Origin of the sequence: Nostoc sp. FACHB-280 (genome assembly GCF_014697615.1) — a bacterium.
In the GTDB taxonomy this organism is placed as follows: Bacteria; Cyanobacteriota; Cyanobacteriia; order Cyanobacteriales; family Nostocaceae; genus Nostoc_B.
The window spans coordinates 122,874-144,148 of record NZ_JACJSD010000003.1; the positions used below are offsets into that span (position 1 = coordinate 122,874).

The following is a 21,275-nucleotide window of genomic DNA, read 5'->3' on the forward strand; positions in this document are numbered from 1 at the left end:
CTAGGTTTACTTGCTACTGTGAGACAAAATGCTTTATATTTTTAAATGATTTAAAATCACAACTTATCCTTATTTAATCAACGCAGAATCTCAAATCTTCAATATACAATATTGACTATGTTGAAGCCATCGGTAAAATTACGCTAAATAAATTATTCCTCATAATAACTTTGTATTCATTTTCTTCATCTTTATAAAAACTTTAATTTTTTGATAGTTTAGTTGGAAGACAAATTCAGCCATATCTCATAAAATATGGTTACATAACTACTGAGTAGGATCTAATTCATCTCTGTTATTAAATTGAAAAAAAGTTCTTGATAGTAAGATAACCAAAAAAACTAATTTGATTTAACACCAAGTTACTGCTTGACGTGCATCAAACTACCAAATTATTCAAAAGTTATAGAAAACATGGATAGCGAACAGCCAACGCGCTATCAAACTGCTATGGTATCAACTTATTACCCTGAAACCAGTTTTCTGAACCATCTTGTTATGCCAGATGGAACTGAGCAATCCTGCGGCTCGGATACTTTAAACCTTCTGCATAGCGGAAAAGTTTTTATTGTTAATAGTCGAAAGCGAAATGGGTTAATACTTTTTAAACAATACCACGCCGAATTTGCTGGCCCGGGGGCAGCTGTTGGTGGAGAATATGACAGTGATTGCCAAATGGTTCTGCCCATCGGCAATTTATCATTATTAGATCCCGAATCGTATGAAGAACGTCAGAAAGCCTATTTAATTCGGCGACAATGGATTCGTTTAATTAAGCAAATTACCGAAAATCCTGTGCCGCAACAGCGAGTCCAAAAGATTTTAGATCAGTTTGACCAATATTTTCCACCAGAAATAGTGGCTGATTTACCGGATGCAGCCTTTGCGCTTTTAGTGGGTGTCTTTCCTCAAACTGTAGGGATAGTACGTCGTTTTGGTAGTGAAGTTGATGGCAGATTTAATTACTAGCCATAACATAATATTGAGTCTGGATGACTTACGAGGCAGTATTTTTTACTTGAGCATAGTTAAGATTCAAAATTTGCCATAGCAGCTTGTAGTCTTTCCCAGGTACGGGAATTTTCTGCGGGAGTCCCAATTGTGATTCGTAATGCCTCACTCAGTAGCCGAACAAGAGTTCCAGAGTTGCTGAGTTGTTGATGTAAACTTTGTAAGGTAAGATTTTTGGCAACAGAACTATTGGGGTTGAGACGCACATAAAGAAAGTTAGCTGCGCTGTCTGCTACTTGTAAGGCGGGATGTTGTGCCAAAATTGCAATCAGCCTGTCACGCTCATTGAGAGTTTGCGTAACTGAACTCAGTAAAAGTTGGCGATTTTGTAAAGCTACTAACGCAGCGGCTAGTGAAAAGCTAGGAAGATTATAAGGCAAGCGGACTTTCTCTAAAATAGCGATCGCTTCTGGATGAGCAACACAATAACCCACACGCAATGCAGCTAAACGGAAAGCTTTAGAAAAAGTTCGTAGTATTATCCAATTGGGACGCTGTGCCAATTCCCCGACTAAAGTATTTTGGCTAAACTCAAAGTAAGCTTCATCAATTACTACTAAAATTTCCTCTGGTAAACTTCTCAGCCATACTAATTCTGCCGCAGTGAGTGGATTAGCCGTGGGAGAATTGGGATGTACAACAAAAACTACTCGAATTGGTGGATTTTGCGTTTGGGTAATGGCTGTTTGTGCTGCTTTTAGGTCAATCTCAAAGTTTGTTTCATCTCTGCCTACTGTCACCACTTTTATACCCAAGGTTTGAGCTAAAATCCCATACATAGAAAAAGTGGGATTGGCAACTAAAATTGAACCTTCACCTCTAAGACAGGTGGCAATTAATAAAGAACGAATTAGTTCATCAGAACCATTACCCACAGAAATATTAGCCGCAGTCAACGCTGATGAAGCAAGATTAGCTGATTCATTGACATATTCTGCGATCGCATCTTTGAGTGACTCATGACCACCATCAGGATAGCGATTGGTTTCTATAACTTGCTGATATGTCCAGGCTAATTTCTCTTTGAGTTCAGCGGGCAAATCATAAGGGCTTTCATTGGTATCCAGTCGATCAAACTGTGTGGCGACTGGTTCTGCTGTATTACTGCTAGGGTGAGGTTTATAAGCCGTAAATTGGGCTAAATCTGACCGGATAAAAGGAAGCATAATTTTTAGTTGATAGTCATTAGTGATTTGTTCTTCTGACTAAGAAAGTGCTTGACGGTAGGTTTCATATTTTACCGCTTTACGGTAACTGACAGAAGAGGCGAATTGCTTGCCAAATTTCTTCTGTGACATTGCCTAAAGCATGATCACTCTCCAGTTCTATTAACTTTACCCAAGGACGAGAGTTTGCAAATTTACGACTAGCTGTAATTGGAATCACCTCATCTTGTTTACCGTGCAGAATCAGTGTTGGTAATGGACGCTGCAACATATCCTCTTGATATTGCTGGGCATCTGTTACGAAATCATAACTTAGAGGCTGCGATCGCTCTTCCCCATAGTGGTAAACCATGAGATAGTTTTCTTGTTGCCAACGCTTCATCGCTTCATCTCCTAGCTTCGGCAACCAATGAGATAAAAAGCCAAAAGCGGGTGCTAACAAAATTAAGCGTTGCACTTGCTGGTATTGTTCTGCCAAATAAGCAGAGACCAAACCACCTAAACTAGAACCGATTAATGTAACTGGTTTTGAATTATCAAGGAGTGCTGCTACTTGATTGATTTGGCGGGTAATGGTCAACTGGGAAAAATCACCAGCATTGAGATCAGGGATATTTGGCTGTATGGAAATTTGATGAAAGCGATCGCCCATCGCCTGGGCTTTGGCAGATTTTGGGCTAGAAGCAAACCCATGAAGATAGATGTATTGCCAGTCCGGGAAGAAGTTCATAAGTTAATTGTCATTTAAATTGCACTATTGTTAATGGTAAATAAAGCTCTAAACCTTCTCCCTTACACCCGTCACGCCAGTCGCTACTCTGCGAGAAGCCACGCAGAGCGCGTCTACAAGTCGGGAAACCCAACAACAGTTGCGACAACGGAGGTAACTTTTGCAACGCGCTGGCTCCCCTGCGGACTCAATATGCTTTCTTAAATGTTTAACAGCTTAGTAACTTGTCTGCAATATTGTGATGTCAATAGGCTAATGTTTCAACAGTAATCGCAAGTTCATCCAAACTTACACTTGCAAACTCCGATATTCCGATATACAATAAGTGGTATTAAAACTGTTATAAATCCAAAATTTAGATTTGATCGTCAGCGTTCTTCTTTCCTAAATGCGTAACCTGTTGCCCTTGAGTAAGGGCATTTTTATTATTAGCAGCAGTTATTGTGACTCATTTGTGATGTATTGATATTAGCTGCATCATTTGACAAATACGGTTTTTCTACCGATAAAATGTATTTTTGGACTGAATTCAGCGTATTATGAGAATTTATATGAGATCAAGTCTGAATTTTGTTGGCTGGGTTGGAAATAGATTTATCCCTAGTGAACAGACTTGACCAACTCTCTGTAACTATTGATACGAGACTACTATGCAGCCTAATTCTTTAACTACCCACACTCCAACCACGATAGTTATTGTTGGCGGAGGCTTTAGTGGTTCTCTAGTAGCTACGCACCTGATGAAAACTGCCAGCCAGCCCCTAATTATCAAGCTGATTGAGCGTAGCCATCAAATTGGTAAAGGCATTGCCTACAGCACAGATACTAACTGTCATTTACTGAATGTGTCCGCAGGGAATATGAGTGCATTTCCTCATGACCCTGGACATCTACTGCGGTGGTTGTACTACAACCAAAACGAGTTAGAACCATTTTTTACCGAAGAAGTTAATCCTAGTAGCTTTATCCCACGTAAGGTTTATGGTTTATATATTCAATCAATTTTGGCAGAAGCCGAAGCAACTGCACCTAATGACGTACACCTCGAACGTTTAACAGATGAAGTTGTCGGAATCGAACCAGAAGACAAAGCTGCAATTATCTCTTTGCGTAGCGGCCGCTGTTTTCATGCAGATAAAGTCGTTTTGGCTTTAGGAAACTCACCTTTCACACCTCCAGCCAGTAATCATTCCAATACTAACAACGAAAGTCATCGGCGAAATGCTTGGTCAGCCGATGCCCTAGCAGGACTTGATCCTGATGCTTCTGTGTTGCTAGTTGGTACCGGATTGACAATGGTGGATATGGTGTTATCTCTGCACGATCGCCAGCATCAAGGCAAAATTTATGCTGTGTCACGTCGGGGATTATTCCCGCAACAACATCAAGCCTCTCAACCTTATCCAGCTTGGTTAACTCTCGAAACTGCACCCAATACTGCACGAAGTTGGGTAAGACGACTACGACAAGAAGTCAAATATGCTATAGCCCAAGGTTACGACTGGCGGGCTGTGATTGATTCTCTACGCCCTCTGACGCAACAAATCTGGCAAAAACTACCAACTTTAGAAAAGCAGCGTTTTTTGAGTCATATCACACCTTATTGGGATGTCCATCGTCACCGCATTGCCCAAAAAGTCGCAGATGTCATCAAAGAAATGGTGGATTCTGGTCAATTAATCATTTCCGCCGGAAGAATTCAAGAATATCAACCATTACCCAAAGGTGTAGCAGTTACCATATCTGAGCGCAAAACCCAGAAGAATATTGTTTTACAGGTGAATCGAGTTGTGAACTGCACAGGGGTAGCCGCAGATTATCGCCACTCGCCTCATCCGCTAATTGATAATTTGCGATCGCAAAAATTAGTCCGTCCCAATAGCATCGGTTTAGGGCTAGATACAAATATAGATGGTGCTTTATACACCGCCGATAATACTGTTTCCAACTTACTTTATACCTTGGGAACTCCCCGCAAAGGCGACTTGTGGGAAACAATCGCGGTTCCAGAATTACGGGTACAGGCACAGAAATTAGCACAAACATTGTTGGATTCATTACCAGTGCGGGTGCGTTCAATTCCGACAATGCCGTTATCCAATAGCCAAGGCAGCTATCCTAATTCATCCCCATCAAACTTCTTATTTCGGCAATTTTTTGACCCAGAAAGCAGCACCTATACTTATTTAATTGCTGATCAACAAACAGGAGATGCAGTATTAGTTGATCCTGTATTAGAACAAGTTGACCGCGATTTGCAATCCCTAGAAGAATTGGGATTAAAACTACGTTATTGCCTAGAAACTCACCTTCATGCTGACCATATTACCGGGGCAGGTCAACTCCGGCGCAAAACAGCTTGTCAGATAATTGTGCCGCAAAATCCGGCGGTGACAAAAGCCGATCGCTCCCTTGTGGGTGGTGAAATTCTCGAAATTGGCTCAATAATCATTGAAGCAATTTTTACACCAGGTCACACTGCCAGCCACATCGCATATTTAGTCAACAAAACTCACCTGTTAACTGGTGATGCCTTATTGATTCGGGGTTGTGGACGCACAGATTTTCAAGAAGGTGATCCAGGAACTTTGTATGATGCGGTAACACAACGCTTGTTCACCTTGCCCGATGATACCTTGGTATATCCAGCCCACGACTACAAAGGACGCACAGTTTCGACAATTGGTGAAGAAAAACGCCTCAACTCCAGATTTAGCGTTCGCAACCGCAGCCAATTCATCACCATCATGAATAATCTCAAATTGAGTTATCCCCAAAAAATGAATGCAGCCCTACCTGCAAATCAATACTGTGGTGATTTTATTCCTCAAGAAAGCGTGGATACAGTTGCAACACCTGTTACAGATGCAGAACAGAAACAAATAGAACTAACTGTCATGACGAATACAGAAATCTACAACGATTACTTTGCTATGTATATCTAAAACAGAGTGAAATTTTGAACCTTCTGGACAATCCAGCGCCTAATCCCTAACCCTTCTTTCCCAGATTGAGCAATTTTTAATAATATCCTGTTACAGATTCTAGGAAGTCGAAGGTAGAGTATAGGTCTTAATCATCTATACTTTGTAATTCTCCATGTTACGACAACCTGCTTTTGGCATCGCTTTAAGTACGCTTGTCCTTGCTAGTGGATTTATCACTACTCCGATACCAAGCCACTCATCTACCAACAGCACAAATCACTCAATAGCGTCTAGTCAACTAGCCTCATCAACTACTACTTTTAACACCACTGCCTTAGAAAAATCCGTTTTTGAACAAATCAACCGCTATCGAGCTTCTAAAAAACTACCAAAGTTAACTTTGAATGCGAATATCTCCCGACAAGCTAGGATTCACAGTCAAAATATGGCTAAGGGGAAAGTTCCCTTTAGCCATAACGGATTTGAAAAGCGTGTTATGGCTACTTCAATTCGCTTTAATAGTGCAGGCGAAAATGTGGCAGTCAACCAAGGATACAGCAATCCTGCTAGTCAAGCTGTAATTGGTTGGTTAGAAAGTCCTGGACATTTGAAGAATATCAAAGGCAATTACAACTTAACTGGAGTTGGTGTAGCTACTAATCAGCAAGGTGAAGTCTACTTAACACAAATTTTCTTGCTGACTAGATAAAATGATTTGCTGAGATTATGTAGTATCTAACAATACCATTGCCGCAACAATCTGTCGAAGTGCGGGTTTTGTTTGGTGCAAGATGAACCGCAACTTCAGACGCTTGGTGCAAGAACTTAACTAAGGTATTGTGCTAAATTCAGCAAATCAACTGTCAGACTCTTTATTCATGCTACGTAAATTTACTAGCCGCGATGAATTAATAGCTTATCTGCGTGAACAGTTTCCTCAAGCCGCAGAACGTGACGACCATATTAGTAATACTCTTGGCGGACGCAAAGCAGCTCAAAAAGCATTACAAAAAGTAGACCCAGCCACCTACAGCAAAACCCGTAACTTTTTTACAGGTGCAGTCACAAAACTTTCGCCATATATTCGCTATGGGGTTTTAAGTCTAGCCGAAATCCGAGAGTATGTATTAGATCATGTCCAACAGCCAGAGGATGCCACTAAACTAATTAACGAATTAGGCTGGCGTGATTATTGGCAGAGATTGTATGTCAAGCTAGGCAATGGCATCTGGCAAGACCAAGAAGAATATAAAACAGGTTACACAGCCTCAGAATATGCCCCAGAACTACCCCAAGACATTCAAGCAGGTAGCACAGAGCGAGTTTGTATTGACAGTTTCAGCCAAGAATTGCGAGAAACTGGCTACTTGCACAACCACGGGCGGATGTGGTTAGCTGCTTACATTGTTCATTGGCGGCGTATCCGTTGGCAAGCTGGGGCTAAGTGGTTTTTGCAACATCTGTTAGATGGCGATCCTGCCAGTAATAATATGTCTTGGCAATGGGTAGCCAGCACATTTAGCCATAAACCATATTTTTTCAACCGCGAGAATTTAGAACGCTATACCAAAGGTGCCTATTGTCAAAAATGCCCGCTATACGGACATTGTGATTTTGAAGGTAGCTACGAAGAATTAGAACAGAAGTTGTTTCCTAAAGGGGAATTTACGAAAAAGCCAAATAGTCAAAGTTGGCAGCGTGGCACGAGAGGGAAAAAATGAATAAACAAATTATCTGGATACACGGCGACTGTCTCAGTCCATCCAACCCCGCATTTCAAGAATACCCCGATGCCCCGGCAATTTGGGTATGGGATGATGCTTTAATTGAAGAATGGCAATTAAGCCTGAAACGCATTGCTTTTATTTATGAATGCTTGCTAGAGTTGCCCGTAGAAATTCGCCGCGGCAATGTTGCCCAAGAAATTTTGGCCTTTGCCAAAGAACACAATGCTAATTTGGTGGTGACAGCCGAAAGTCCCAGTCCCAGATTTGATGATATCTGCGATGAAATAGAGAGTTCTTTAAAGTTAGAAGTATTAGCAGTAGAACCATTTTTTGAATATGACGGCTACATTGATTTAAAACGCTTCTCCCGCTATTGGAAAGTAGCAGAGAAGTACGTTTTTGAGTACTGAGTGCTGTACACTGAGCGAACTTGTACTGAGCGCAGCCGAAGTAGTCGAAGTGTGAGTGCTGAGTAAAACATTCTTCCCCTGCCTTTTGCCTCCTGCCTCTAAGGAGATAACCGCTCAATCTTCCAACTGCCATCATCTAAAAGAGTATAAAGCAAGCGATCGTGTAGTCGGCTAGGACGACCTTGCCAAAACTCAATTTCAGAAGGAATCACTCTTAACCCTCCCCAATGAGGGGGACGGGGAACTTCTTGATTTTCATATTTACTCTGAAACAGTTCCATTCGCTTTTCTAGGAGTTCTCGGCTTTCGATAACTTCGCTTTGATGAGAAACCCAAGCACCTAAGCGGCTATTAGGCGGACGACTTTCAAAATACTTGTCTGACTCTGCTTCGGAAACCTTTTCTACATGTCCACAAATTCGTACTTGTCGTTCTAATTCTGCCCACCAAAAAACCAAAGCTGCTTGAGGATTTTCTGCGAGTTCTTGTCCTTTGTGACTGTCGTAATTAGTAAAAAAAACAAAACCTCGTTCATCAAAATCTTTGAGTAACACCATTCTTGCCGCAGGTTTAGCATCAGGTGTAGCAGTAGCTAAAGTCATGGCATTGGGTTCTGGCAATTGCGCTGCTAATGCCTGCTCAAACCATTTTTTAAATTGTATAAATGGGTTAGGGTCAACTTCAGTTTCAGTTAAGTCTTGTAATGTGTAGTCTTTGCGGAGGTCAGCTATGGTGGTATTCATCGTTATGTATTTCCTCTATAACAGATACACTTATACAGGGCTTAGTTAAAAATATCTATAAATGATGGCTGGTATCAATGCCAGTTACCCAAATTTATTCCATAACCGTCTCAAGCAATTAAATCCAATGCGCCGTTCAGCCTCTCTGCAAACTTTGTTATTCTACGGTTTGAGCGGCCCGATTATCGCTCTCAATGTTGGGCTGCTATCAATACTCTTCAACTATTTTAAGCATCCCATCACGATTGTGAGTGTTGCGGCGATTTTAGCTTTTTTACTGAATTACCCAGTGAAGTTTTTTGAACGCGCCCGCATCACTCGAACACAGGCAGTCATCATAGTTTTGTTGGTGACATTAACATTGTTTGTCATTTTGGGTGTGACTTTAGTCCCAATCGTGATTGACCAAACAATTCAACTGTTAAATAAAATTCCTGATTGGTTAACTGCAAGTCAAACCAACTTAGAACAACTAGAAGCATTTGCCCAAAAGCGCCGTTTACCTTTAGATTTACGAGTACTGAGTAATCAAATTAATGCCAGTATACAAAACATAGTCCAGCAGTTAGCATCTGGGGCGGTGGGTGTAGCGGGGACTTTACTATCGGGCTTATTAAATATTGTACTGGTGGTTGTACTGGCATTTTATATGCTTTTGTATGGCGATCGCGTCTGGCTCGGTTTAATCAATCTTTTGCCTTCTCACATTGGTGTACCTTTGACGGTATCTCTACAGCTAAATTTTCAAAGATTTTTCTTGAGTCAATTGTTACTCGGCTTATTCATGGTGGTGACTCTCACCCCAATTTTTATTGTGATGAAAGCGCCTTTTGCCTTACTATTTGCCATAGTTATCGGCATATCAGAATTGATTCCCTTTATTGGCGCAACTTTGGGCATTGGGTTGGTGACAATTTTAGTGATGTTGCAAAATGGCTGGTTAGGAGTGCAAGTTGCGATCGCTGCAATGATTATGCAACAAATTAAAGATAATCTCTTAGCACCCAAATTACTCGGTGACTTTATCGGTCTCAACCCCATTTGGATTTTTATTTCTATTTTGATTGGATTTGAAATTGCGGGATTGTTAGGTACACTTGTGGCTGTTCCCATCGCTGGCACCATTAAAGGCACATTTGATGCCATCAAAACCAACAAAGGAGGTAATTTCGTCTCACCTTTCACCATTTCCCACGACTCACCAGAAGACCGGATAAATTAGAAATTAGGGAGTGGGGGCAGGGAGCAGGGGGACAAAGGAGACAAAGGAGACAAGGGGCAGGGGAAGAATGTTTTACTCAGCACTAATGACAAATGACTATTAAGTTATCTTGCTGAAATACCAGTATAAAAGCCTGATGATATATTAGTTTGTCCATAAATAATTAAATTAACTAGACTATTTTGCTGGGATTTGTTTCATCGACCTCAAATCACACCTTCCATAATTCGGAAATCAGAATGGATGCTTCCGAGCTATTAGAGACAATAACACTCCTCATTGACCAAGCTGAACGGGGGGAAATAGACCCTTGGGATGTCAAGGTGATAGAGGTAATTGACCGTTATTTAGAATTTATGGCACCGGAGGCGACAACAAAAGGCTACGAAGCTGATTTATCTCAATCTGGTCAAGCCTTTTTGTCGGCATCAATGCTGGTGTTATTCAAAGCAAATACCTTAATGCAATGGTCAACATCTGGAGATGTCGCAGAAATTTTAGAAGATGACGGCATAACTGATTTAGAAAACGGCTTCTCACATCAGCGTCGTTTGCCATTAGAGTTACAGCTACGCCGCCGCCCTTCGGCAATGCCACCGCCTAAGCGACGAGTCACCCTGCAAGAATTAATTGAACAATTGCAGCTGATGGCAAATCAGCTAAAACTCGTCCAAAAAGTTGATAAGCCGGCGCGGGTGAAGCGCCAGCCTAGTGTCCGTACGATGCGGCAGGCGCTAGAATTAGCTCACCAAGAAAATCTCACAGAAGTTGCTCAAGAACTGGAGGAATTACTGCGTAGTGCCGCTCACGAATTATTTCAAGAACAAAGTTATGTCACCCTCGAACAACTTGTACAATTATGGTCTCAAAGCCAGCAACCACATCAAAATAATTCTCACCATGAGTCAGAACACAGCCACTTAGTTGGCGTGTTTTGGGCTTTACTGTTGTTATCTGCTCAATCTAAAGTTGAACTATTTCAAGCGGAATTTTACCAAGAAATTCAAATTCGACTGATTACAGATGCTGTTAACATTCCAAAATCCGTAGAACAACCAATAAACTAAATTACTAGTTCAGACTAAAAATAATTATGTAAGTTACACAGAGATACCAAAGCTATTTTTTTAAGTTTTAGCAAATTTAGAATATTAGCGATCGCTTGCGGCGGGTTAAGCCTATAGTCTATCTCTCGCTATGGTTGCAATAACCAGTAAATTACTGTTATCCCTGTTTCTAGGAGTTACTTAGAACAGAGCTAAAACTGATGATTAAGTATCACTCGTTGAAAGTAAACTGGCTTGTGGTTGAGGAACAAATTTTATGAAAGCGATGATTCTCGCGGCTGGTAAGGGTACTCGCGTTCGTCCCATTACCTACACGACTCCCAAACCAATGATTCCTATCTTGCAAAAGCCAGTAATGGAATTTTTACTGGAACTTTTGCGTCAACATGGTTTTGACCAAATTATGGTCAATGTGAGCCATTTAGCTGAAGAAATTGAAAACTATTTCCGCGATGGTCAACGGTTTGGCGTACAAATTGCCTATTCTTTTGAAGGCAAAATTGATGACGGTAAACTGGTGGGGGAAGCCATTGGTTCTGCGGGAGGAATGAGGCGGATTCAAGATTTCTCGCCGTTTTTTGACGATACTTTTGTAGTATTATGCGGTGATGCTTTAATAGACTTGGATTTAACAGCAGCTGTTAAGTGGCATAAATCTAAAGGGTCTATTGCTACAATCATTTCTAAATCTGTACCTCTAGAAGAAGTTTCTAGTTATGGTGTGGTCGTCACTGATGAAGATGGACGTGTCAAAGCTTTCCAAGAAAAACCTTCAGTAGAAGAAGCCCTCAGCACCAATATCAACACAGGGATTTACATTTTTGAACCAGAAGTATTTAAATACATTCCCTCTGGCGTTGAATATGACATCGGTAGCCAGTTATTCCCCAAATTAGTCGAAATTGGTGCGCCTTTCTACGCAATTCCGATGGATTTTGAATGGGTAGATATTGGTAAAGTACCAGACTACTGGCGAGCAATTCGCGGGGTATTACTAGGTGAAATTAAAAACGTCCAAATTCCTGGTCATGAGGTCGCCCCTGGCATCTACACTGGCTTAAATGTGGCGATCAATTGGGACAAGGTAGATATCACTGGCCCAGTTTACATCGGTGGAATGACCAGAATTGAAGATGGGGCGAAAATCGTTGGCCCAGCGATGATCGGCCCGAATTGTTGGATATGCAGTGGCGCAACTGTAGATAATAGCGTCATCTTTGAATGGTCACGTTTGGGGCCGGGTGTTCGTCTCGTTGATAAGCTGGTGTTTGGTCGTTATTGCGTGGATAAAACAGGCGCATCTATTGATGTGCAAGCTGCTGCTTTAGACTGGTTGATTACTGACGCTCGTCAAGCACCACCAGTCCACACTCCTCTAGAACGACAAGCGATTGAAGAATTGCTGGGGACAAGCACGAGTTAATGAAAGTAAAAAGGTAAAAGGCAAAAGGAAAAATGTAATCTTTTGCCTTTTGCCTTTTTACTTTTTACTTCCTAGCTGTTCAGATAGGTGTATCTTCTGAGACTTTGCTCGTAGGTTTGCAATAACCTTTGAGATTCTGCCAAGGTAATGCGTTTTTCTTCTAGTGCTTTCTCGCAGCGTTGGCGGATATTTTCCACCATATCTTCCGAGTCATACTGCACGTAACTGACTACCTCGCTCATGGTATCGCCTTTGACGACGTGTTGAATTTGGTAGCCTTTGGGTGTGAGTTGAATGTGAACGGCGTTGGTATCACCAAACAAGTTGTGTAGGTTGCCCATAATTTCTTGATACGCACCATTGAGGAACATTCCCAAGTAATAGGGTTCGCCTGGTTGGAAGGTGTGCAGTTCTAAAACAGATTTGACATCACGCAGGTCAATAAAGCGGTCTATTTTACCGTCACTGTCGCAGGTGAGGTCTGCCAAAATTCCCCGTCTTGTTGGTTCTTCATCAAGGCGGTGGATAGGCATAATGGGAAATAATTGGTCGATCGCCCAACAATCTGGTGCTGATTGAAACACCGATAAGTTGGAGTAGTAGATGGAAGCCATGATTTTTTCTAGGTCTTCCAGTTCGTCGGGTACGTAATCTTGCTGTCTAGTAATGTCTAAAATTTTTTGACAACAAGCCCAGTAGAGTCGCTCGGCTTTGGCTCTTTCCCGGAGACGCAAAATTCCTAAGTTAAAGCGGCTGATGGCTTCTTCTTTAAATTGGGTTGCGTCGTGGAAAAACTCTTGGTAATTTTCTTTGTTAATTGATTGGTAGGTTTCCCACAAGTAATTGATAATTGGTGATTCGCCCTCTTGTGGGGGTTCGGGGGGATGGAGGGGGACATCGCTGGTACTAAGAATGTCAAAAATCAGCACCGATTGGTGAGATGCGATCGCCCGTCCACTTTCACTAATCAGTGTTGGTACGGGGATTTGTCTTTCCGCACAGGTATCTTTTAACTCTGCAACAATATCGTTGGCATAGTTCTGCATGTTGTAATTTTTCGAGGCGTAGAAGTTGGTTTGAGAACCGTCATAATCTACACCCAAGCCACCACCAACATCGAGATATTTCATGTCTGCTCCCAACATTGCCAACTCTACGTAAATGCGGCTGGCTTCTTGGATGGCATCTTTAATTACATTGATGGCAGAAATTTGTGAACCGATGTGGAAATGTAACAACTGCAAAGACTCGATTAACTCGGCTTCGCGTAATTTATCCACAGCTTCGATAATTTCGGGCATTGTCAAGCCAAATTTGGCGCGATCGCCACTGGAGGTTCCCCAGCGTCCCATTCCTTGGGTGCTGAGTTTGGCACGCACGCCCAAAATCGGTTTAATCCCTAACTGGCGATTAGCCGCAATTACCAAATCAACTTCTTCAATCTGCTCTAAAACGATAATTGGGGTTTGCCCTAGTCTTTGGGCTAACATCGCCGTTTCGATGTATTCCCGGTCTTTGTAGCCGTTGCAAACGAGCATTGCGCCTGGGGTATCCAATAAAGCCAGGGCAATCATTAATTCTGGCTTGGAACCGGCTTCTAATCCAAATTGATGGGGTTTACCAAATTTGACTAAATCTTCAATCAAATGCCGTTGTTGGTTGCATTTGACAGGAAACACCCCACGATAAACACCAGGGTAGTTATAACGAGCGATCGCTTTGGCAAAACAAGCGTTTAACCGCTCAATGCGGTCTTCTAAAATGTCAGAAAAGCGAATCAGCAAAGGTAGCCCCAAATTCCTTTGCTTTAAGGCGTTGACCAATTCAAACAAGTCAAGAGAACCCCCGCGATCGCCTTTGGGGGAAACAGTCACATTACCAGCAGCATTAATTGAAAAATAAGGTTGTCCCCATCCTTCAATGCGGTATAGTGCTTCGCTATCCTCGATTTTCCAGGCACGAGGTAAATCGCCTGCGGTAGTGCTTGGTGGTAATAGCTTTTTTTGTTTGTGATTTTTCACTTCAGATTTATGACCATTCGACGGTAGTTGTACCACCTCATCAGATGTAGCAGTTGACTCAACACCCATTTCTGACCTCTGTGTTTCACCCACGAATAAACAATTTAACGCATTCATCTGGTAATGGATATGCACCCAGCGATGATTTCTGAGATAAACTCTGATTGGTCAATTGTCATTCGTCAATTTGTCATTTGTCATTGGTCATTTGTTTTTAGACTATTGACAAAGAACAAAGGACAAGGGACAAAAGACAATTGACAAGATAAAAACTTTATTAAGTTTTGGGAGACAGCTTTGGAACGCACATTTTTAGCAATTAAGCCTGATGGCGTACAACGTAAACTAGTTGGCGAAATTATCCGTCGGTTTGAAACTAAGGGTTTTACCCTGGTGGGGTTGAAGTTTCTCCAAGTAAGTAAAGAATTGGCGGAACAACATTATGGTGTTCACCGGGAACGCCCCTTTTTCGGTAGCTTAGTCGAATTTATCACTTCTGGCCCAGTTGTAGCGATGGTCTGGGAAGGTGATGGTGTGATTGCGGCGGCGAGAAAAATTATCGGTGCAACCAATCCCTTAACCGCAGAACCAGGTACAATTCGCGGCGACTTTGGGATCAATATTGGACGCAACTTAATTCACGGTTCCGATGCTCCTGAAACTGCACAGCAGGAAGTTGCTTTGTGGTTTAAAGATGAAGAGTTAGTTAATTGGCAACCACATATTTTCCCTTGGTTGCACGAATAGAATAAGTTAAAAGGCAAAAGTAAAAAATTTCTTTTTACTTTTGCCTTTTAATTTTTTACTTTTTACTTTACTTCGGTTTTCTCCGGTTCGGCTTGGGGTAATGGGGCGGGATTCCGTTTAGAAAAGCCCCAAGCTAAAATCAGAGCGATCGCAGTGATCATTAACCATTCTGGTGGCACTAAATCATCGTTGATCACTTTTAAGAGCAAACGCAAACCCACGAACGCCACAGTTACATAACCTGCATCTTCGAGGTTGGCATATTCATCTAACCAACGAATAAACAAGCCAGCCATAAATCGCAGTGTAATAATCCCTATAGTGGCACCAGTTAAGACTAACCATCTTTCTTGGGAAACTGCGATCGCGGTGGTGACGCTATCTAAAGAAAATGCCAAGTCTGTAAATGCAATCACCGGGATGGCTTGTAAAACAGTTTTAAACCTCGGCCCATGATGGTGAGAGTCTTCTGTTTCTTCTGAGGTAAAGTGTTGGAATACCAGCCACAGCAAGTAAGCCGCACCTAACAGTTCAAATTGCCAGAAATTTTGTACCCAAGTAGCGGTCAAAATCAGGGAAATCCGCAATACATAGGCAATTACTAAACCAAAGTTCAGCGCCTTACCTTCTAGTTCCTTGTCTTCTAGTCCTTGGGCGATCGCAGCAAGGGCGATCGCATTGTCAGCCGATAGCACCGCCTCTAAAAACACCAGAATTAGCAGGACTATAGGGGCTTCGACGCTGAAATGAAAGTGGAGATAATCAAATATGCTGTCTAGCATTCCGGGGTTCTCAAGCAAAAAATAAAAACTAACAGAATGTTTTTTCTATAAAAAGCGCAATCAATCGCTACTTTTATCCAGCTTAACTTGTAAAAGCTGCATAATTGCTGCGATCGCATCTAAAAGTATTTTACATTGCTGTTTAAATGTTGTTCATTATACACAACTTTCAGAGAATGTTTGAAAGTTCTTTATGTTAGCAACCAACTATTGGCAATCTCCCGAAATCCGCCTCTACAAGTGGGAATTTTCGTTATTGTCTGAGGTTGGGTATAATACCACTGAGCTTCTGATGCCAGACAAGGTAATTTTCAGCTAAAAAATTTTTCTACAAGATTCGCTGCTAAACTCTCAACATTTATATTATCCACATCATCAGCTAATAAATTAATCACCGCAGATAACCGCTCACTTTCTTCAGCAATTCGCTCACAAGCTGCTAAGTTAACTGCAAAATCAAACAGCGATTTTTCACCTAATTGCTGTCTCACCTGGAGAGCTAAAATATCATCACTCACCAAAAATTCTTTAATTGCATCTAATAACTGATTACCTAAAATTTCGTCATGTTCCCAGGTTTCTAGCCAATCTCCATTAACATCTTCAACGTAGATATGCACAAAGTCTAAACCATAAGTTAGCCAATCTTGCTGCATTTTGCGGGCTTTTGCTAAAGCTTGAGCAAATTTATCTAATTGTCCTTCGTAGCTTGCAGTTTCACTTTGGTTAGGCATAAAAGCTGTGATAAGCAGTTAACTGTATGAAATACATCAAAAATCAGGCAAATTTCAGATATTTGCCTTCCGCAAGATAATCACTGTTATACAAAGCAACGTTGACTAACTGATTAATGAAATTCGCATCTTTTGGATTATAACTAACAAACAAGCCTCTTTCTATCTCCCATGAGTTAAGTGTACTTTTCCAATCATGATATTTTTGATTGCTCAATTCTTGCGATACACTGGTAACTTGAATACATAAAGGTTGATTGTTGCGACTGCTGACAATTAAATCTGTTGCCATCGATAGGTCGGCAATATACCGCTGCCAAAAACTACCTTCACGACTCACAATATCTTGCGCTATAGATTTAATAATATCATCATCAACTTGATTAAATTCACCCGACATTAATTTTTGTTTCCAAATATAAAATTTAGCGTCAGTTGCATTAATCCATTTAGGAAAAAGATAACTATACCAATATCGTTCATTTGCTGTCATTTGGGCAAACTTTGCTTGTTGTTCTGCTTGGGAAGGTAATGATTTAATCATTAACCAAATAGTAGAATCCGTAATTACTTCCAACAGGAATGCCAGAACCAAAGGTTTTGCCGTCAGGGAACCTAACTTAATATCTTTAACCCAACGATTAATTTCATGCAATTTTCTCGCTAGATTCTGATCTACCGAGGATGCTTCCTCGATAAGTAATTTTAACTGCTCCTTAATCTCTTTCGCTTGCAAATGATGTCCTGCTTTTGGTCAATAATACTTATTCTATTTAAAAAACTTCGTATTACCTTCATGATGCTATTAAATATTGTCGGGGTCAAGACCTTGCGCTAGTAAAATCTCCCTGAACCGAGTAACTTCAGCTTGTGCTTGCTGGGCGAGGGTTTCGGCTTGTTGAACTTTTTCTTCTGGTGTGGGGGCTAACTGATTGTCAGTAGTAAAGTATCTTAATTTGCTCTCATACACGCCGAGATACAGTTCTAACTGCTAACTCCAGAGTTTGCCTTCTGGGGTGGGTGTAATTGGCTGATATTTACCTTGGTATGAGTTTGAGAGTTATTGACGGCTAAAATATCCATCCGTCCGGTAATTCTTCTGTTTTCATCTTAGACTGCGATCGCCACACTATCTTCCATTGTTAACCGAATCGGCACATCATAAATCCAGCCAGCCGCATTAATGGCGCTAGTGTTAAAAATTTAACTAATCCTTCAGAAATTTTACCCTCACTAGAGTAACGCTCAAAGTCATTTCTGATTCGCAATAAATCCTGCTGTTCAAGCTCAGAGACTGGTTCTAAACTTAAAAAGTCTGTAAATGAACCATTTGCCAGCTTTTCGAGTTTCAGCAAGCGATGAACATCGTTGAGTGATAAGTTACTAGCTTCGAGAATTAGCGGCATAGTTTTACAATGCTAAATAGGGTTGTAAGAAATGATTGGGTAATTTAATTCTGAATAAGTAAAATAGTCTATCCTTAAATGTTAAAGCCTTAATTTCAGACTATTTGATTTGCCTTTGTTATTTTAAACTGTTGTTATTTATGACATATAAACAGGAAATCATCGATCATTACAATGGAAGGAAAAATTATGATAACGATTTCACTCTCAATCGGGCAATTGCACTTTTAGACTACGCAACTCCATATCCTGGGCAATGTGTTTTGGATGTGGCAACAGGAACGGGAAATATTGCGATCGCATCTGCTCATAAAGTTGGTACAAGTGGTTCTGTAATTGGAATTGACATCGCAACAGAGCTACTCAAAATTGCTCAACAGAAAATTCAAGCTAAAAACTTATCCAATATTGAGCTAATTGAAGTCGATGCACAAGTATATCAGGCTGAACCAGATAAATTTGACGCAATCTATTGTTCTTATGCGATCGTACTTTTCCCTAACATTCCTAAGATTTTTGAAAATTGGTATCGTTTTCTCAAGTTCGGTGGATTCATTGCATTTACCTGTTCCTCTGAAGATTCATATTTAGCATTGTCGATTGTAGAAGCCTGTGCAGAACATGGAATCAAACTTCCAAATTTACACGAACCATTGGGAACACCACAGCGAATTCAAAACTTATTAACTCAAGCCAAATTTACCCAAATTGAAATTCATCCTCGACAGATGGGGACTTATCTCAGTTTAGAAAAAGCCCAAAGTAAATGGAATGGGCAATTCTGGACACATATTGATAATCCGTTACGACAATTAGAACCCCAAAAAATTCGTCAGATTAAAGCGAGTTATGATGATGAGATTGCTGCACTAGAAACTGAGCAGGGTGTATGGCATGAGGAGTTAATTTACTACGTTGTTGCTCGTAAAGCATAAGCATCTAAACAAGTAATAAAATATCTCATCGTTAGGGAAAACAGGAGAAGCAGGGGAGGAAAAATTCTATGTGTTAGGGGAATGAGGAAGACACACAGACGCAGAAAATGACTAATAACTCAGCATTTTCCACCCAGCTTAATGAAAATCTAAACTTTGGAGAGCCTAACTAGGTTAAGAATGGTTTTTACTAACATATAGTGATTGTGCTGATCAACTATGTCTCAACCAACTATAGAATCAATCCTACAAGAGAAGCGTTTATTCCATCCGGCTGCGGGATTCTCGCAAAACGCCCATATTAAAAGCTTAGAAGATTATCAACAACTCTACGATAAAGCCAAGGCTGACCCGGAAAAATTTTGGGCAGATTTAGCCGAATCAGAATTGCATTGGTTTGAAAAATGGCACACCGTTTTAGATTGGCAACCACCGTTTGCTAAGTGGTTTGTCGGCGGTAAGACGAATATTTCTTACAACTGTTTAGATAGACATCTTACCACCTGGCGCAAGAATAAAGCGGCGTTAATTTGGGAAGGTGAACCAGGGGATTCCCGGACTTTAACTTACGCCCAACTACATCGAGAAGTGTGCCAATTTGCCAATGTGTTGAAGCAGTTGGGAGTCCAAAAAGGCGATCGCGTCGGTATTTATATGCCGATGATACCAGAAGCGGCGATCGCTATGTTAGCTTGTGCGAGAATTGGCGCACCCCATAGTGTGGTATTTGGTGGTTTTAGTGCCGAAGCTTTACGCGATCGCTTGATTGATGCCCAAGCTAAATTAGTGATTACAGCTGATGGTGGTTGGCGTAAAGATGCGATCGTTCCCCTGAAAGAACAAGTCGATAAAGCTTTGGCAGATGGCGCTGTTCCTTCTGTAGAAAATGTCTTGGTAGTCAAACGCACCGGACAAGATATTTATATGCAGTTGGGCGGACGTGACCATTGGTGGCACGATTTACAAAAAGGTGTCTCGGCTGATTGTCCGGCGGAACCAATGGACAGCGAAGATATGCTGTTTATTCTCTACACTTCTGGCAGTACAGGCAAACCCAAAGGCGTTGTGCATACGACTGCTGGGTATAACTTGTACACCCACATGACCACCAAGTGGATATTCGACCTGCAAGACACTGATGTTTATTGGTGTACTGCCGATGTGGGTTGGATTACCGGACATAGTTACATTGTTTATGGGCCTTTATCTAACGGTGCAACCACGCTGATGTATGAAGGTGCGCCCCGTGCTTCCAACCCTGGCTGCTTCTGGGATGTGATTGAAAAATACGGCGTGAATATTTTCTACACTGCACCAACGGCAATTCGGGCATTTATTAAAATGGGTGAACACCATCCCAAAACCCGTAACTTGTCTTCGCTGCGGTTGTTGGGAACCGTTGGCGAACCAATTAACCCCGAAGCTTGGATGTGGTATCACCGGGTAATTGGTGGCGATCGCTGCCCAATTGTCGATACTTGGTGGCAAACTGAAACAGGTGGAATTATGATTACACCCCTACCAGGGGCAATTCCCACCAAACCCGGTTCCGCGACGCGTCCCTTCCCTGGAATTTTGGCAGACATAGTAGATTTGGAAGGTAATTCTTTAGGTGATAACGAAGGCGGCTATTTGGCAGTGCGCCATCCTTGGCCGGGAATGATGCGGACTGTTTACGGCGATCCTGAACGCTTCCGCCGCACCTATTGGGAACATATTCCGCCGCAAGATGGCAAGTATACTTACTTTGCTGGCGATGGTGCGAGACGGGATGAAGATGGTTATTTCTGGGTGATGGGGCGAGTTGACGATGTGTTGAATGTCTCAGGACATCGCCTCGGCACTATGGAAATTGAATCAGCCTTAGTTTCTCACCCAGCCGTTGCTGAGGCGGCGGTTGTGGGTAAGCCTGATGAACTCAAAGGTGAGGATGTTGTGGCGTTCGTCACCTTAGAAGGTACGCATCAAGCCAGCGAGGAATTAAGTAAAGAACTGAAAAAACACGTTGTGCAGGAAATTGGCGCGATCGCCCGTCCCGGAGAAATCCGCTTTACCGATGCTTTACCTAAAACGCGATCGGGCAAGATTATGCGGCGATTGTTGCGTAACCTCGCCGCCGGACAAGAAGTTTCTGGTGATACATCAACTCTAGAAGACCGTGGCGTATTAGATAAATTGCGTGAAGGTGCGTAAATCAGGAGGGGAGCCAGTGCTTTGCGGTGAG

21 protein-coding genes are annotated in these 21,275 nt (G+C 41.7%); 11 read left to right on the forward strand and 10 right to left on the reverse strand.

From position 1 onward, the window contains the following. Positions 1-414: 414 nt before the first annotated feature. Positions 415-969: a hypothetical protein gene (locus H6G75_RS03295; protein WP_190978561.1), complete on the forward strand. Its 555-nt coding sequence runs from the start codon at positions 415-417 to the stop codon at positions 967-969. A 59-nt stretch (positions 970-1,028) separates the two neighbouring features. Here the strand turns inward: H6G75_RS03295 and H6G75_RS03300 are convergent, their stop codons facing one another. From H6G75_RS03300 to H6G75_RS32780, 3 genes are all read right to left on the reverse strand, one after another. Beyond that, positions 1,029-2,177, reverse strand: a complete 1,149-nt coding sequence (locus tag H6G75_RS03300) for a histidinol-phosphate transaminase (RefSeq protein ID WP_190978562.1) — start codon at positions 2,175-2,177, stop codon at positions 1,029-1,031. Positions 2,178-2,256: 79 nt separating this feature from the next. Continuing rightward, positions 2,257-2,907 (reverse strand): YqiA/YcfP family alpha/beta fold hydrolase, encoded by a 651-nt coding sequence (locus tag H6G75_RS03305; protein WP_190978563.1) that lies wholly within the window; start codon positions 2,905-2,907, stop codon positions 2,257-2,259. Between the two features lie 10 nt (positions 2,908-2,917). Then, a complete protein-coding gene (locus tag H6G75_RS32780; RefSeq protein WP_206757367.1) occupies positions 2,918-3,073 on the reverse strand; it encodes a hypothetical protein in 156 nt (51 codons plus the stop codon). A 484-nt stretch (positions 3,074-3,557) separates the two neighbouring features. Between H6G75_RS32780 and H6G75_RS03310 the strand changes: the two genes are divergently transcribed. The 4 genes from H6G75_RS03310 (at position 3,558) to H6G75_RS03325 (ending at position 7,971) form a co-directional block, all read left to right on the forward strand. Next, positions 3,558-5,852, forward strand: coding sequence for an FAD/NAD(P)-binding protein (locus H6G75_RS03310; protein WP_190978564.1), 2,295 nt, complete (start codon positions 3,558-3,560; stop codon positions 5,850-5,852). Positions 5,853-6,006: 154 nt separating this feature from the next. Beyond that, positions 6,007-6,543: a CAP domain-containing protein gene (locus tag H6G75_RS03315; RefSeq protein ID WP_190978565.1), complete on the forward strand. Its 537-nt coding sequence runs from the start codon at positions 6,007-6,009 to the stop codon at positions 6,541-6,543. Between the two features lie 169 nt (positions 6,544-6,712). Beyond that, positions 6,713-7,555, forward strand: coding sequence for an FAD-binding domain-containing protein (locus H6G75_RS03320; protein ID WP_190978566.1), 843 nt, complete (start codon positions 6,713-6,715; stop codon positions 7,553-7,555). Then, a complete protein-coding gene (locus tag H6G75_RS03325; RefSeq protein ID WP_190978567.1) occupies positions 7,552-7,971 on the forward strand; it encodes a hypothetical protein in 420 nt (139 codons plus the stop codon). The genes H6G75_RS03320 and H6G75_RS03325 overlap by 4 nt, the downstream gene beginning before the upstream one ends. A gap of 98 nt (positions 7,972-8,069) precedes the next feature. Here H6G75_RS03325 and pdxH read toward each other — a convergent pair whose 3' ends face one another. Further along, entirely contained in the window at positions 8,070-8,714 is a 645-nt protein-coding gene (gene pdxH / locus H6G75_RS03330) for a pyridoxamine 5'-phosphate oxidase (protein ID WP_190978568.1), read from the reverse strand. Positions 8,715-8,841: 127 nt separating this feature from the next. Here pdxH and H6G75_RS03335 point away from each other — a divergent pair, with 127 nt between their 5' ends. From H6G75_RS03335 to H6G75_RS03345, 3 genes are all read left to right on the forward strand, one after another. Beyond that, positions 8,842-9,936 (forward strand): AI-2E family transporter, encoded by a 1,095-nt coding sequence (locus H6G75_RS03335; RefSeq protein WP_190978656.1) that lies wholly within the window; start codon positions 8,842-8,844, stop codon positions 9,934-9,936. 239 nt (positions 9,937-10,175) lie between these two features. Further along, positions 10,176-11,003 carry a segregation/condensation protein A gene (locus H6G75_RS03340; protein ID WP_190978569.1) on the forward strand — a complete coding sequence of 276 codons (828 nt, stop codon included), beginning with the start codon at positions 10,176-10,178 and terminating at the stop codon, positions 11,001-11,003. 256 nt (positions 11,004-11,259) lie between these two features. After that, entirely contained in the window at positions 11,260-12,426 is a 1,167-nt protein-coding gene (locus tag H6G75_RS03345) for a sugar phosphate nucleotidyltransferase (RefSeq protein WP_190978570.1), read from the forward strand. Positions 12,427-12,497: 71 nt separating this feature from the next. Here the strand turns inward: H6G75_RS03345 and speA are convergent, their stop codons facing one another. Then, on the reverse strand, positions 12,498-14,516 hold the full coding sequence (gene speA, locus H6G75_RS03350) for a biosynthetic arginine decarboxylase (RefSeq protein ID WP_190978571.1): 2,019 nt from the start codon (positions 14,514-14,516) through the stop codon (positions 12,498-12,500). 228 nt (positions 14,517-14,744) lie between these two features. On the opposite strand from speA, the gene ndk reads away from it, so the two are divergent. Beyond that, positions 14,745-15,194 carry a nucleoside-diphosphate kinase gene (gene ndk, locus H6G75_RS03355; protein WP_190590567.1) on the forward strand — a complete coding sequence of 150 codons (450 nt, stop codon included), beginning with the start codon at positions 14,745-14,747 and terminating at the stop codon, positions 15,192-15,194. 62 nt (positions 15,195-15,256) lie between these two features. Here the strand turns inward: ndk and H6G75_RS03360 are convergent, their stop codons facing one another. From H6G75_RS03360 to H6G75_RS03380, 5 genes are all read right to left on the reverse strand, one after another. Then, positions 15,257-15,976, reverse strand: coding sequence for a TerC family protein (locus H6G75_RS03360; RefSeq protein ID WP_190978572.1), 720 nt, complete (start codon positions 15,974-15,976; stop codon positions 15,257-15,259). Positions 15,977-16,287: 311 nt separating this feature from the next. Next, positions 16,288-16,710 (reverse strand): hypothetical protein, encoded by a 423-nt coding sequence (locus H6G75_RS03365; RefSeq protein ID WP_190978573.1) that lies wholly within the window; start codon positions 16,708-16,710, stop codon positions 16,288-16,290. A gap of 43 nt (positions 16,711-16,753) precedes the next feature. Then, positions 16,754-17,446, reverse strand: coding sequence for a hypothetical protein (locus H6G75_RS03370; RefSeq protein ID WP_190978574.1), 693 nt, complete (start codon positions 17,444-17,446; stop codon positions 16,754-16,756). Positions 17,447-17,515: 69 nt separating this feature from the next. Continuing rightward, positions 17,516-17,680 carry a hypothetical protein gene (locus H6G75_RS03375; RefSeq protein ID WP_190978575.1) on the reverse strand — a complete coding sequence of 55 codons (165 nt, stop codon included), beginning with the start codon at positions 17,678-17,680 and terminating at the stop codon, positions 17,516-17,518. Positions 17,681-17,852: 172 nt separating this feature from the next. Beyond that, the gene (locus H6G75_RS03380; RefSeq protein ID WP_242051441.1) at positions 17,853-18,116 is read right to left on the reverse strand and encodes a hypothetical protein; all 264 of its coding nucleotides are present in this window, start codon (positions 18,114-18,116) and stop codon (positions 17,853-17,855) included. Between the two features lie 140 nt (positions 18,117-18,256). Between H6G75_RS03380 and H6G75_RS03385 the strand changes: the two genes are divergently transcribed. Together H6G75_RS03385 and acs are read left to right on the forward strand one after the other, a co-directional pair. Further along, entirely contained in the window at positions 18,257-19,051 is a 795-nt protein-coding gene (locus tag H6G75_RS03385) for a class I SAM-dependent methyltransferase (RefSeq protein ID WP_190978576.1), read from the forward strand. A 219-nt stretch (positions 19,052-19,270) separates the two neighbouring features. Next, positions 19,271-21,244, forward strand: coding sequence for an acetate--CoA ligase (acs, locus tag H6G75_RS03390; protein WP_190978577.1), 1,974 nt, complete (start codon positions 19,271-19,273; stop codon positions 21,242-21,244). Positions 21,245-21,275: the final 31 nt, after the last annotated feature.